Source organism: Rufibacter sediminis (genome assembly GCF_014269285.1).
Lineage (GTDB): Bacteria > Bacteroidota > Bacteroidia > Cytophagales > Hymenobacteraceae > Nibribacter > Nibribacter sediminis.
The window spans coordinates 162,218-175,403 of sequence record NZ_JACOAF010000001.1 but is presented as its reverse complement, the minus strand read 5'-3'; the positions used below and the strand labels follow the sequence as shown (position 1 = coordinate 175,403).

The 13,186-nt window shown below is 54.1% G+C and carries 11 protein-coding genes; 5 read left to right on the top strand and 6 right to left on the bottom strand.

Going from position 1 to position 13,186, the window contains the following annotated elements:
* Positions 1-2 precede the first annotated feature (2 nt).
* Complete coding sequence (locus H7U12_RS00770) at positions 3-1,439, bottom strand: leucyl aminopeptidase family protein (RefSeq protein ID WP_186631353.1); 1,437 nt, start codon at positions 1,437-1,439, stop codon at positions 3-5.
* A 55-nt stretch (positions 1,440-1,494) separates the two neighbouring features.
* On the opposite strand from H7U12_RS00770, the gene rsmA reads away from it, so the two are divergent.
* Genes rsmA through H7U12_RS00755 form a run of 3 tightly spaced genes read left to right on the top strand, consistent with a single transcriptional unit; the run spans position 1,495 to position 4,627 of the window.
* A complete protein-coding gene (gene rsmA / locus H7U12_RS00765) occupies positions 1,495-2,277 on the top strand; it encodes a 16S rRNA (adenine(1518)-N(6)/adenine(1519)-N(6))-dimethyltransferase RsmA (protein WP_186631350.1) in 783 nt (260 codons plus the stop codon).
* Positions 2,267-3,619: a magnesium transporter gene (mgtE, locus tag H7U12_RS00760; RefSeq protein ID WP_186631347.1), complete on the top strand. Its 1,353-nt coding sequence runs from the start codon at positions 2,267-2,269 to the stop codon at positions 3,617-3,619. The genes rsmA and mgtE overlap by 11 nt, the downstream gene beginning before the upstream one ends.
* 42 nt (positions 3,620-3,661) lie before the next feature.
* Positions 3,662-4,627 (top strand): NAD(P)-dependent oxidoreductase, encoded by a 966-nt coding sequence (locus tag H7U12_RS00755; protein WP_186631344.1) that lies wholly within the window; start codon positions 3,662-3,664, stop codon positions 4,625-4,627.
* 516 nt (positions 4,628-5,143) lie between these two features.
* Here the strand turns inward: H7U12_RS00755 and H7U12_RS00750 are convergent.
* The 5 genes from H7U12_RS00750 to H7U12_RS00730 form a co-directional block, all read right to left on the bottom strand.
* Positions 5,144-6,469 carry a type IX secretion system plug protein gene (locus H7U12_RS00750; RefSeq protein WP_186631341.1) on the bottom strand — a complete coding sequence of 442 codons (1,326 nt, stop codon included), beginning with the start codon at positions 6,467-6,469 and terminating at the stop codon, positions 5,144-5,146.
* A gap of 244 nt (positions 6,470-6,713) precedes the next feature.
* Positions 6,714-8,639 carry a ribosomal protection-like ABC-F family protein gene (gene abc-f / locus H7U12_RS00745; RefSeq protein WP_186631339.1) on the bottom strand — a complete coding sequence of 642 codons (1,926 nt, stop codon included), beginning with the start codon at positions 8,637-8,639 and terminating at the stop codon, positions 6,714-6,716.
* A gap of 217 nt (positions 8,640-8,856) precedes the next feature.
* Positions 8,857-9,213 carry an SxtJ family membrane protein gene (locus tag H7U12_RS00740; protein ID WP_186631336.1) on the bottom strand — a complete coding sequence of 119 codons (357 nt, stop codon included), beginning with the start codon at positions 9,211-9,213 and terminating at the stop codon, positions 8,857-8,859.
* Between the two features lies 1 nt (position 9,214).
* Positions 9,215-9,328: a DUF5989 family protein gene (locus tag H7U12_RS22505; RefSeq protein ID WP_241749012.1), complete on the bottom strand. Its 114-nt coding sequence runs from the start codon at positions 9,326-9,328 to the stop codon at positions 9,215-9,217.
* 35 nt (positions 9,329-9,363) lie between these two features.
* On the bottom strand, positions 9,364-11,166 hold the full coding sequence (locus H7U12_RS00730; protein WP_186631330.1) for a carbamoyltransferase family protein: 1,803 nt from the start codon (positions 11,164-11,166) through the stop codon (positions 9,364-9,366).
* A gap of 368 nt (positions 11,167-11,534) precedes the next feature.
* On the opposite strand from H7U12_RS00730, the gene H7U12_RS00725 reads away from it, so the two are divergent.
* Together H7U12_RS00725 and H7U12_RS00720 are read left to right on the top strand one after the other, a co-directional pair.
* Positions 11,535-12,368, top strand: coding sequence for an SGNH/GDSL hydrolase family protein (locus tag H7U12_RS00725; RefSeq protein WP_186631327.1), 834 nt, complete (start codon positions 11,535-11,537; stop codon positions 12,366-12,368).
* 215 nt (positions 12,369-12,583) lie between these two features.
* On the top strand, positions 12,584-13,162 hold the full coding sequence (locus H7U12_RS00720) for a 2'-5' RNA ligase family protein (RefSeq protein WP_377163084.1): 579 nt from the start codon (positions 12,584-12,586) through the stop codon (positions 13,160-13,162).
* Positions 13,163-13,186 lie beyond the last annotated feature (24 nt).

Here is a 13,186-nt window from a genome sequence, read left to right as displayed (position 1 = left end):
GATTAAGCAGTGGCTTGTGAGGTAAGGAAGTGGTACAACAACCGGACGCTGCTGCCGGTGGCGTGCTTGCCGCGGTAAGAGTCTGGGCTGAGCAGATAGGCCGTACCGGCGATGTCCAGGTGAATCCAGGGGTAATTGGTGAAGAACTCCAGGAACTTGCCCGCCGAGATGGCGCCTGCTTCGGCTCCGCCGATGTTCTTGAGGTCCGCGATGTCGGATTTCAGGTGGTCCTGGTACTCGTCCCACAGCGGGAACTCCACCAGGCGTTCATGGGCCATCTCCCCGGCCAGTTTCAGGTCTGTTTTCAGTAAATCATCGGCGGTGCCCATCATCACGATGCCCTCGCGGCCCACGGCGCGGGCGGCGGCTCCGGTGAGCGTGGCAATGTCAATCACCAGGGCGGGGTTGTAGCGCTTGGCGAAGTGCAGGGCATCGGCTAAGATCAAACGACCTTCGGCATCGGTGTTCAGGACTTCCACGGTGTGGCCGCTGTGCATGGTGATCACATCGCCGGGGGCGAACCCTTTGCCACTGATGAGGTTGTCGGTGGCCGGGATGAGGCCGATGACGTGCAGGGGCACTTTGTTATGGGCCAGGGCGTACAGCGTTCCGGTGACGGCCGCCGCGCCTGACATGTCAGACTTCATGTAGTCCATGGAGTTGGGCGTGGGCTTAATGCTCAGTCCGCCGGTATCATAGACTACGCCTTTGCCCACCAGCACGATGGGTTGGGCGTTGGTGGCGTTCTCGGGTTTCCACTCCAGGATGTTGAAGGTAGCCGATTCATCAGAGGCTTGGTTGACGCTCAGTAAGCCGCCCATTTTCAGGGATTGGATCTGCACCTGGTCCAGCACTTCCACCTGCACGCCAGAATCCTGGAGCATCTCCTGGATCTGCTCGCTCAGCATCGTTGGCGTCTGCATGTTGGGAGGCGTGTTGATGAGGTCGCGGGTCTGGTAGACGGCGTCGAGCAGGTGAGACAGTTCCATGACCTGGGTCTGCGATACGCCTACACCCGTGATGGCGACCGATTTCAGGAGCGGGGGAGTGGCTTTCTCGGTTTTGTAGCGCTGGAACGAGTAATTGCTCAACACCAGACCTTCGGCTACAAACAGCGAAGCCTCACCATCGGCCCCGTCCAATAACACCACGTGGTCCACCTTGTCGGCGGAGAGGCGTTGGTGCAGGGCATGGCCTGCTTTCCGGAGGGCTTCCTGGGTTTCGGTTTCCTTGCGTTTGGGATCGGTGAGCACCAGGTACAGCTGGTGGGTGTATCTATTGATCGTCACCAACGTGCTCTTGAGAGCCAGCTGGCGGCTGATGTATTCCTGTTCATCTTGGGAGAAAAGCTCCTCGGGGAGGTGCTCGTGGCCCGGAACTAAGACGGCGGTGCTGGTATTAGCCGGTAATGTTGCTACGTAGGTCAGTTCTGTGCGCATAAGATGTGTATCTTTGAGCTGCAATATAGCCTTAACAAACGGAAACCGAAAACCAGTGAAGCCCGTCCAGCCCAAGAAACACCTGGGTCAGCATTTCCTTACTGACCTCAACATTGCCCAGAACATAGTGGAGGCGCTGCGTCTGCCTAACGGGGTGCGGGAAGTCCTGGAGGTGGGGCCCGGCATGGGCGTTTTAACCCAGTTTTTGGTAAATCACCCCGAATACAAGACCACCATCGTGGACATTGACCGGGAGTCCATCGCCTGGCTGAACGAGCATTTTCCGCAGCTGGACGGACGTGTGCTTTTTGCCGATTTTCTGAAAACCGACCTTAAAACGCTGTTCTCCGGCCCGTTTGCCGTCATCGGAAATTTCCCGTACAACATCTCCAGCCAGATCTTCTTCAAGGTGCTGGACCACCGCGACCAGGTGCCCGAAGTGGTGGGCATGATCCAGAAAGAAGTGGCCGAACGCATTGCCGCGCCGCACGGCTCCAAAACGTACGGCATCATGAGCGTGCTGTTGCAGGCGTTTTACACCATTGAGTACCTGTTCACGGTGCACGAGCACGTGTTCAACCCGCCGCCCAAAGTGAAAAGCGCGGTCATCAGGCTCACGCGCAACGAGGTGGCCCAACTGCCCTGCGACGAGAAACTGTTTTTCAAAGTAGTGAAGACCAGTTTTGCCACGCGCCGCAAAACGCTGCGTAATTGCCTGAAACCCTTTAACCTTCCGCAGGAAGTTGCCCAGGATGCCTTGTTTGACAAACGCGCCGAGCAGCTTTCCGTGACCGATTTTATCAACCTGACCCTTCTGATCCAGCAGCATGCAGTCTGAAATCACCCGCGAGTTCATTGACCAGATAGAAGACGCCATTGAGCGCCGCGATGCCGAGTTCGTGCTCTCCAACATGGAGGAAATGTACGCCGTGGACATCACCACCGTCTTGTACGAACTCAACACCGAGCAGAGCAAGTACGTGATGGACGTGCTGCCCGCCGAGGTGGGGGCCGAGATCCTCAGCGACCTGGACTCAGACGTGCGCACCAATTTCCTGAAGAACTTCACCATTGAGGAGATTGCCCGCTACATTGGCGAGATGGACTCTGATGACGCCGTGGATTTGCTCAACGAGCAGCCGGTGCAGCGCAAGGAAGAGATCATCGCCCTGCTGGAAGACCAGGAACACGTCGCCGACATCATCGAACTCCTTCACTATGACGAAGACTGCGCGGGTGGTCTCATGGCGAAGGAGCTCATCAAGGTGAACCTGAACTGGCGGGTAGGACAGTGCATTGAGGAGATCCGCCGCCAGGCCGAGGAAGTGGAGAAGGTCTACGCCATCTACGTGGTAGACGACCGCGACAAACTGGTGGGCCGCCTGGGCATGAAAACCCTGCTGCTCTCCAACGACCACACGCCCATCTCCCAGATCTACGACGCTGATGTCATCTCCATTGAGTCATATAAGGACGAGCAGGAAGTAGCGGCTGTCATGCAGAAGTATGACCTGGACGCCATCCCGGTAGTGAACATCCAGGGCCGTCTGCTGGGCCGTATCACCATCGATGACGTGATTGACGTGATCCAGGAGCAAGCCGAGCTGAGCCGCCAGCTCATGACCGGTATCACCGAGAACATTGAGGAAGACGACAGCGTGTTCCGTTTGTCTCGGGCGCGGCTGCCCTGGCTGATGGTAGGCATGGTGGGCGGTTTGCTGGGGGCAAGGTTCATCGGGTTGTTTGAGGGCGATATCTCCGTGATTCCGGCGCTGGCCATGTTCACGCCGCTCATCACCGCCACCGGCGGAAACGTGGGCATCCAATCCTCGTCCATCATCATCCAGACGCTGGCCAACAAAACCGTCATGTTCGATAACTTCACCTCCCGGATCGTGAAGGTGCTGCTGGTCGCCATCATCAACGGTTTGGTCATGTCTGGGCTGGTGTTTGGGTTCAACGTACTGCTGGGGGTGCAGATAACCCTGTCCATCGTGGTGGCCGTGGCCTTGTTCAGCGTGGTGCTGCTGGCGTCTTTCATGGGCACCGTCACGCCCATGATCCTGGACAAATACGGCGTGAACCCCGCCGTGGCCGCCGGTCCGTTTATCACCACCGCCAATGACCTGTTGGGCCTAGCCGTTTATTTTATGGTGGCCCACTTATTACTGAACCTTTGATCTGAGGGCTGGAGACAATCCTTGCCAGACCTTCCTTTGCCTATGACCTTAGCCAACCCAACCCCGTTCCGTTGCCTCGTCATCGACCTGATGCACGAGAGCCTCATGCCCATGCTGGAGAACCTGGACGTGGAGGTGACGTATCTGCCCGATGTCAAAAAAGAAGAAGTGCCGGGTTTACTCCCCGGGTACCAGATGCTAGTGGTGCGCAGCAAAATGCGAATAACGGCCGATTTACTGAAAAGTGCCCCAAAACTGGAGATTCTGGCCCGGGCCGGCGCCGGCGTAGACAACATAGATGACGGCGTGCTGGAAGCCCGCAATATCACCCTGATAAATGCCCCCGAAGGCAACCGCGATGCCGTGGGCGATCATACCCTCGGCCTTTTACTGGCGCTTTTCCGGAAAATCACCCAAGGCGACCGGCAGATCAGGCAGGGCCAATGGCTGCGGGAAGACAACCGGGGCGAGGAAATTGGCGGCAAAACTATCGGGCTCATCGGCTACGGGCACATGGGCAAATCCTTCGCCAAGCTGCTGATGGGGTTTGACTGCAACGTGCTGGCCTATGACCATCAGCCAGTAGAAAACCCGTACCCGCACGTGCGGCTGACATCGCTGGCGGAAATCCAGGAGAAAGCCCAGGTGCTCAGCCTGCACATCCCGTACACCAAAGAAAACCACCATTATGTGGACGAGGCCGTGCTTTCCGGTTTCCAGAACTCTCTGTGGCTCCTGAACACCGCCCGCGGCGAGGTGTTGAATCATGCCGCTTTGGTGCAAGCCATGAAAGCCGGGAAAGTGCTGGGCGCCGCCCTGGATGTATTGGAGAATGAAAAGCTGAAGACCTTGAACCCCGCGCAGCAGGAACGCCTGACCTATCTGATGCAACACCCGCGCGTGATTCTAACACCCCACATCGCCGGCTGGACCCAGGAATCATACGTGCGCATCAACGAGGTCCTGACTTCTAAACTGAAAGCCTATCTGGAACGCAAGCGTTTCTAGCCTCTTTTCAGGAAAAGGGCCCTAAAACGGAACTGACTCTCTATAGGCAGAGACACTCGTAGGTCCTCCGGACACTACGAGGTCTGATGCGTTGCTGTAGTGGGATTAGTCGTTTTAGGCGTGTTTTCTAAAAGTAGGCTAGAAACTAGCAGACGTGGCACAAGGCCATGAAACGTTCCTGGCGCGAGACTCCAGTCTCGTGCCGATGGATGAAGCGAGTCTCCAGACTCGCCGGGAACCAAGGGCTTTACAACTTCAATGGCTTCGATTTACTTTCTTACACATGAAAGTATATCGAAGCCATTTTTATATGGGGAGCAAACCAGCCCGGTTTCGCTGCGGGGCAGCGAGGGTAGTCAGGAGACTACCCGAGACCCGGAGGCACGAGTCTGGAGACTCGCGCCAGGGTAAGCTTAGGTTATGCCTTTCTTTAGGAGATGATGGTTCAACTCAGTAAACCGCATCTCTGAGATTAACAACCAGCAATTAACAATCAGCAATAAGCAATCAACAAGTCTACCGCTGCGGATTGAATTGGATGGTGGAGTACCCGATGACCAGATCTGCGCGGGTGCCGGGCGGACGGTAATAGACCAGCACATCGTAGACGTTCTCGGTGGAGAAGTGGCTGCCTTCAAAGTAACGGGCATCGGCTTGGCCGTTGGCGCCTTTCACCGCGAAGTAGTAGTTGTAGTAGCCTTGCTTGAGCAGCGCGGTGCCGGTGTAGAGCTGTTTCTCGGCATCGTAGGTCATCCGGAAGGGCTCTTGTAATTGCCAGTCAGACAGCGCGCCAAACACGTAGACGGGGCCGGGAGCGGGCTCCGGGGAGTGCAGGGAGAACGTGACCTGCTGGTAATCGGCGTTGAGGGGGGCGTTTCCGTACTCGCGGCTCCCGAAGATGAATTTCCCGTTGGCATCTGGCTGGGTGCTGTACACTTCGCGGGCGCGGCTTCGGCCGGTAATGGCGAACACCCGGTCCGGGCTGCCGGACACATCGCGGCGCTCTACGCCAAAGCCACTGAAGCGCTCGCTGCGGGTATCAATGGCCCGGAACTCGTTCAGGCCCAGAAAGGCCTGTTCCACGTCAAAGAGCTGGTACTCCAGCCGGCGCTGGGCTTCCTGGATGAACGTGGGGCGGGTGAAGTACTTGACGTTGTCCCAGCGGTGGTTCTGGCGCATGACCACTTTGATCTCCTGTGACGGATTGACGAGTGGGTACTGGCCGTAGAGGATGTTGAAGTCCAGCTGTTGCCGCTCGTAGCGGTCTCCGGCTCCCGGCGTGGCCACCGGGCGTAAGGCCACCTGCACCTGCTGCTCATAGATGACGAACCGACGGGTCAGCAAGGGGCTTCCGCCTTCCTCAGAAACTTCCATGACGTAATTTCCGCTGAGTTTCACCCGCGGTAACCGGAAACTATAGTGCCAGTACGGTACCTTGGTGCCGCCCGAGGGGTCCACTTCCTGAATGTAGAATTCATTGTAATCCTGCACAAACTGCAGCGGCTGGAGTTGGGACGGTTGCCACCGGGCATCGCAATGCTGGAGTTTCACCACCGCCCGTCCGCGCGGGGCCGTCATCCGGTCAAATTCCAATACCAAGGCGCTGGACTGCTCCAGGGAGACCACCGGGGGGGCCAGCACATCGCCCACGTTGTTGCTTAAAGCATAGAACTGCACCGAGCGGACATCGGGGTTATAGACGGCGTCTTCAAAGCGGATGGCGGCCGTGCCCGAGGCGCCGGTTCCGGTGCTGGAAGACTCCACGGGTACACATCCAGTGAGAGCGGCGGCGGCCACCGTGAGGGCCATTATTCCGTTTTTCCAGTTGAAAGGTAGTGTCATGTTGGGGTTTTTATGTCTCTACGGAGAACCGCTGAGCATTGGTTATCTGAGAAGTTCTTGGGCCGGCGTTCGCCAAGGCCAACGTTTTGGGGCTGATTTCTGGAAAACCCGTCCAAAACGAAAAAGAAGGTAGGACCACGCAAAGCGTTGGAAGATCAAAGTATGTTTTAGGCTTGTTTTCTCGAAAACGGGCGCAAAACGCAAAACCTCACCATTGTCAATGACCGGTGAGGTTTTGTAAGCTTTACTTCAGCTGGTTTTCCAGTTCGTCTACTTGTTCCATGAGTTGTTCCCAGACGCTTTGCTCTTTGTCTAGCTGGGCTTTCACTTTGTTGAATTGCTGGGTGGCTTCGTGCAGGGCGTTGGGGTCGGCGTAGGTGCTGGGCAGGGCCAGTTTGTTTTCGCAGTTCTTCAGCTTGCCTTCCAGTTCGTTCACCAGGCCTTCTATCTGTTTTATTTTCTGGTTCACGCGCTTGAGCTCCTGCTCCAATTCCTGCTGCTGGCTGGCGGTAGGCTTGGGTTTGGCCTGGGTTTTAGGCGTGGCTACCTGCGAAGTTGGTTTCCTGACGCCTTTTTCGCGTTGCTCCATCCAGTACTCGTACTCGTGGTAGGTGCCGGGGTATTCCTTCAGCTCGTAATCCTCGATGTACCAGATCTTGTTGGCCACGTTCTCCACGAAGTAGCGGTCGTGGGAAATGACCACAAACGTACCCTCGTACTGCTCCAGCGCCTGGATGAGGATGTTCACCGATTGCATGTCCAAGTGGTTGGTAGGCTCATCCAGCAGCAGGAAGTTGGCTTCCGAGATCAGCGTTTTGGCCAGGGCCACGCGGCTTTTCTCGCCCCCGGAGAGGACTTTGATCTTCTTGAATACGGTGTCGCCGGTAAAGAGGAAGGAGCCCAACACGCCGCGCAATTCCATTTCGGTCCGGCGGCTGCCCGCCTGCACCATTTCCTGCAGAATCTCGTTCTCCACGTGCAGACTCTCTAACTGGTGCTGCGCGTAAAACGCCATGATCACGTTGTGGCCCAGCTGCCGTTCGCCTTTCACCGGTTCATCGCCGGCAATGACGCGCATGAGGGTCGATTTTCCTTTTCCGTTCGCGCCAATCAACGCGATCTTGTCACCGCGCTCAATGTTGACGTTGGTGTTTTTGAAGATGAGTTTCTCGCCGTAGCTTTTGCTCACGTTCTCCAGACGTAGGATGTTGCGGCCGGGCTGCACCGTGAACTGGAACTTGAAGTTCACCACCGGGGCATCGCCGGCTACGTCTTCAATGCGTTCCATCTTCTCCAGCGCCTTCATGCGGCTCTGGGCCTGCTTCGCTTTGGTGGCTTTTGCCTTAAAACGGGCGATAAACTGCTCGGCCTGTTTGATCTGCTGCTGCTGGTTCTCGTAGGCGCCTTTCTGGATCTCGTTCCGAAGTTCCTTTTCCTCCAGGTAGAAGCTGTAGTTACCGGCATAGACGTTCAGTTTCTGGCCCGATACTTCCACGGTGGTGTTGATGGTTTTGTCCAGGAACTCGCGGTCGTGGGACACAATCACCACGGCTCCCTCGTACGCGCTCAGGTACGTCTCCAGCCATTTGATGGATGGTAAGTCCAAGTGGTTGGTAGGCTCATCCAAAAGCAGGAGCGACGGTTTCTGGAGCAGAATCTTGGCCAGCATTACGCGCATGCGCCATCCACCCGAAAAGGTCTTCAGGGGCTGCTGCAGTTCCTGCGTGGTAAAGCCCAGACCCTCCAGAATCTCCTCGGCTTTGATCTGCATGTTGTAGCCGTCCAGCGCCTCAAACTGCTCCTGCAGCTTGGCTAGCTTGTCAATATGCTCGTCCTGGTAGTCGGTTTCCATCTGGTGCAGCACTTCGTCAATCTTGTGCTGCAGCTGGATGGCTTCCTCAAAGGCCTGCATGGCCACGTTCAGGATGCTCTCGTGGGTGTCATAGGAAAGCAGGTCCTGGTTCAGGAAACCCAGGGTGATCTCGCGGCCCATCTGGATGCTGCCGCCATCGGGACGGTATTCGCCTACCAGCAGGCGTAGCAAGGTGGATTTACCGGTTCCGTTCAGCCCCACCAGCCCAATCTTGTCCTTGGGTTTGATGTGCAGGTTGGCGTCTTCGTACAGGGTGCGGCTCCCGAAATGGAAGTTGAGGTTATTAATGGAAATCATGGATCAAACTATATCTGGGCGCAAAGGTAACACTTTGAAAATTATCAGGCGTCCGCCATTTGCAGCTGCAGGATTTTAACAGAGTAGTAACAGCCAAAACCTGTAAAACGTGCCTTGAACGGATGGAGAGTACCAGCCGCTTTGTTCAAGCAAGAAGGGGAGGTTTGGAGGCTATTTTCAGAAAGCAGCCGCAAAACCAGAGCTGAGTTTTATGATATTAGAAGGTGCGCTCAAAATCAGAGGCACTAAAGGTGTGGTCTCTCTGAACGAAGTTGGAGTTCTCCTTTTTTGCTGGCTTATGGAACAGGCGGTATACCCAGGCAACAGGAGTGAGCACCCCAAAAAAGAGAATCGCCAGAAGAATTTTAGTGTTGATGATGCCAACAAAATGCAGCAGAGCCATCCATTTCTGCAGGAGCCAGGGAACAGGAGGAACTGAAAGCAGCGCCAGAACCAGGATTGCCCCGGCTACTACCACTAAGAGGAGGTTAGGAAACCAGAAGATGTAGAAAAAGAGCAGAGGAACCACCAGCGAAATGGCGGCCTCCAAGGTCTCAAGGCGTTTAGAGGCCATTTTAAAAAAGAGCGTAAATGAAGGACGCAGCTGGTCCGCCGGCCACCACCAATAAGCCCAAAAGTAGAAGTAAAAACAAAATAGGGGTGAGCCACCATTTCTTTCGGGTGAGCATGTACCGCCAAAGCTCTTTCAAGGAATCCATGTCGTTCAAGGTTTACTGACCACAAAGTTACCTAATACCAGCATATCTATCTCAGTGCTCTTAAAACATCTGAGGGCATCTGCGGGAGTGGCGACAATGGGTTCTTCGTTGACGTTGAAACTGGTGTTGACCAGCACAGGGGTTCCGGTTTTCTTTCCGAAGGCTTGCAGGAGTTTCCAGAAACGCTCATTGGTATCTGGGGTAACGGTTTGTACCCGGGCAGAGAAGTCTGAATGGGTGATGGCGGGTAAGTTGCTTTTGGGGGTCTGGAGTTTTGTGTTTATGTCAGCTTGGGCAAAATGCTCCGCTACAGGAAGGCGGTGTTCTGCTCTAAGGAGCGTGGTGGTGGTCATGTAAGGCGAAGGCGACGCATTCTCGAAATAAGCAGCCTTGTACTCTAAAGGAATAGCTGGGGCAAAGGGCCGGAAATCCTCGCGGTGCTTGGTTTTGAGGTTCAGGATAGATTGCATTTTGGAGCTGCGGGGATCAGCTAGAATGCTTCTGTTCCCCAGAGCCCGCGGTCCCCACTCCATGCGGCCCTGGAACCAGCCCACTATTTTTCCTTCTGCTAATTGAGAAGCGGTATGGTCCACTAATTGATCTAAGTCAGCGATATAGTTGAACTGAAAGCTACTTTGGAGAAGGGCATTTTCGATCTCCTTTTCTGAAAAGGATGGACCCAGGTAAGAGCCCTGCAGGGCGTCATAACCATTGTTCTTCAGGCGGGGATGATTCAAATAAAGATGGCTAAATGCCAAGGCTGCACCTAAGGCTCCTCCTGCATCACCGCTGGCAGGTTGGGTGTAGATCTTTTCAAAAATGCCGCAGTTTTCCAGTTTACCCGTGGCTACGCAGTTCAGAGCCACTCCACCAGCCAGGCAAAGGTTTTTGCTTCCGGTAAGCTTTTTAGCGGTTTTCGCCATGCGTAGTACTACCTCCTCGGTGAACAGTTGAATGGCCAGGGCCAGGTCAGCGTGGTTTTGATTCAAAGGCTCGGAAGAGGAGCGCACTGGAAATCCCCATAGTTGCTCCCATTTCTTTTCATGGATCATCCGTAAGCCAGTGGCATATTGGAAATAAGGTTGATGTAAAGTAAGAGACCCATCGTCGTACAATATGACCAGTTCTTTTTCTAGTTTCTTCGTGAGCTTTTGGGCCTGTTCAGGCCGGCCGTAAGGTGCCAGGCCCATCAGTTTGTATTCCCCGCTATTGACCCGGAAGCCCAGGAAATAGGTGAAAGAAGTGTACAGCAGGCCCACAGAGTCTGGGAATTTCATTTCAACCACTGATTTCAGCTGGGTTCCCCGGCCATGGTATATACCCGCCGTGGCCCATTCGCCCACTCCGTCAATGGTTAAGACGGCTGCCTCTTCAAAGGCTGAGGCATAGAAGGTACTGGCGGCGTGGGAAAGATGGTGCTCTGAGAAATAAAGCGGAGGGGCTGCCTCGGGGTCCATTTCTTTGAACGCTTTCTGCAAGGTGGTTTTTAGAAAAAGCTTGTCCTTCAACCAGATGGGCATGGAAGCCTGGAACGAGGAAAATCCCGCGGGGGCATTTTGATAATAAGTTTCCAGCAACCGTTCAAACTTCAATAAAGGCTTGTCATAGAACACTACCGCCTTCACCTCTGACAGCGTGATCCCGGCTTCAGAGAGGCAATATCGGATGGCCTGCTCAGGAAATGACTCGTCAAATTTTTTCCGGGTAAAACGCTCTTCCTGTGCCGCCGCCCAAATTTTCCCTTTCCCCACCAGACAGGCGGCCGCATCATGATAATAGGCCGATATGCCCAGAACGAATTCACTCATTATTAAAAAACTCTGAATTTTCTCAAATTGCCCCCTGAAAGATAGGACTTATGTACAAGAAATGGGCGTCTGGGTATCAATTCGTGGCAGTGCAGGTTTTTACCCTGTTGATGTTGGTCTTGTTGCTCAACATGTTACTCTCCCTGTTTTATTTCTACAAAGATGAGGAGCTTAAGAAGACGAATCCTATTGTGCAGAAGTACGGCAGAGAAGCCTTGCGATCGGTGTATCCTTCCTATTCAGATCAGGAGCAGGACGTGCTGCTTACCGAAACCTGGACCCGAAAACAACAATACGAAAGCTTTACCGGTTTCAAGGAAGCCGCCTTCCAGGGTAAGTACCTGAATGTGCACCCAGCTGGCTTCAGGATGGGTTGGGAGCAAGGGCCTTGGCCTCTGGATTCCCAGTTTGTCAATGTTTTTGTGTTTGGCGGATCCACCACCTTTGGCTACGGAGTGGCAGACTCAGAAACGTTGCCCTCGCATTTACAGCGTGCTTTCCAAAAAATAGACCCAAAAATACGCTGCTATAATTTTGGTCGGGGCTTTTACTATTCCGTGCAGGAACGGGCGCTTTTTGAGAAATTACTGCTGGAAGGGGCTCGGCCAGATGTAGTGGTTTTTGTGGATGGCCTGAATGAATATGCCCAGCCAGAACCGGAGTTTGTAGAGCAGACGCAAGCGCTGTTTGACCAGAAACCCGGCACCTTGTTTCAATATTGGTTTCAAGGATTATCCATTAGCCGATTGGCCCGCTCTCTACGCTACCGTTTGTTGGGTATTTCTCCTGAACTGCCGGAACCAAAGTACAGCTGCCACGCAGATTCTATACAGGTGGTTCATCAACGCTACTGGCAGAACCGCAAAATGATTGAGGCTGTCGCCAAACAAGCTGCTATCCCTAGCGTGTTTGTCTGGCAACCTATTTCCTGTTTCAACTACACCCCCAAAGATGTTTACTTTTTAACGGCTCAGGAGGCAAAGGATTGTTATCCGGGTTGCGGGTATGGCCAAATGTCTCAGGAATGGAAAAAGAGCGCAGATCAATTTAATTCTCTCTGGCTAGCGGATATCCAACAAAGCCGTTCGGCCAACCGGTACGTGGATAAAGTGCACTACACTGCTGCTTTTCACTCCGAAATTGCCGATAGCCTTGTATCTGGCCTTTCTAAAATGGGAGTTCTAAACCTTCTAAAGAAGTGATAAAGTACAGGTTTGTTGCGACGCCTGTGAGCTTTCTAAACATGAGCACAAGCTCTGAAACAGAACTTGAAACATCTACTTGCTTCAACTGTTTTCATTTGAGCTGTTTCTCAGCGTGTTGCCTTCCGGTGGAATATTAAAGCGTATAACTCAACGTTTGCCTGTTTATCACGTTATTTTGGAGAACCAGCCCTAAAACGCTTATCTGATACGCTATGGTAGCTATTGTTTCTTTGCTCGATGACGAACATTCTGATAGGATGAACCAGCTGATTTACGGCTTGGAGCGCGAATTTGGGCTGAAGGAAGTGCAGAAAACGCCGTTTCCGCACATCACCTGGCTGACGGTGAACGACGGGAGCCTGCCCAATCTGCAGAGAACCTTAGGCCACGCGGCGGGAATTTGCTGCCGGTTCAGGATCACCACCAACGGACTGGGCATTTTCCCGGGCGAGAAGCCCGTCCTGTACATTCCCATCCTCCGAACTTCTAAAGTAAACCAATTCCACCGGCAGCTGCACAAAGCGGTTTGCCTCATCAGCCAGGAGATTAGCGCCTACTACCACCCCGAGGTGTGGGTGCCGCACCTTTCCCTGGCCTTGGGTGACACCACCCCCGAAATTGTTTCCCAGGCCGTCTTATACCTCAACCGAAGCAATTACCACTGGAAAATTGAGCTGGACAACCTGACCTTGCTGACGAAAAACGGTGATCTGTTCCTGAAAAACGGAGAGTTCCCGTTGGTAGGCGTGGAGACGAAAGACACCATCAAACTCACCACCTCCGGTAAATAGCCTTTTCACCTCGTTTAAGAGCAG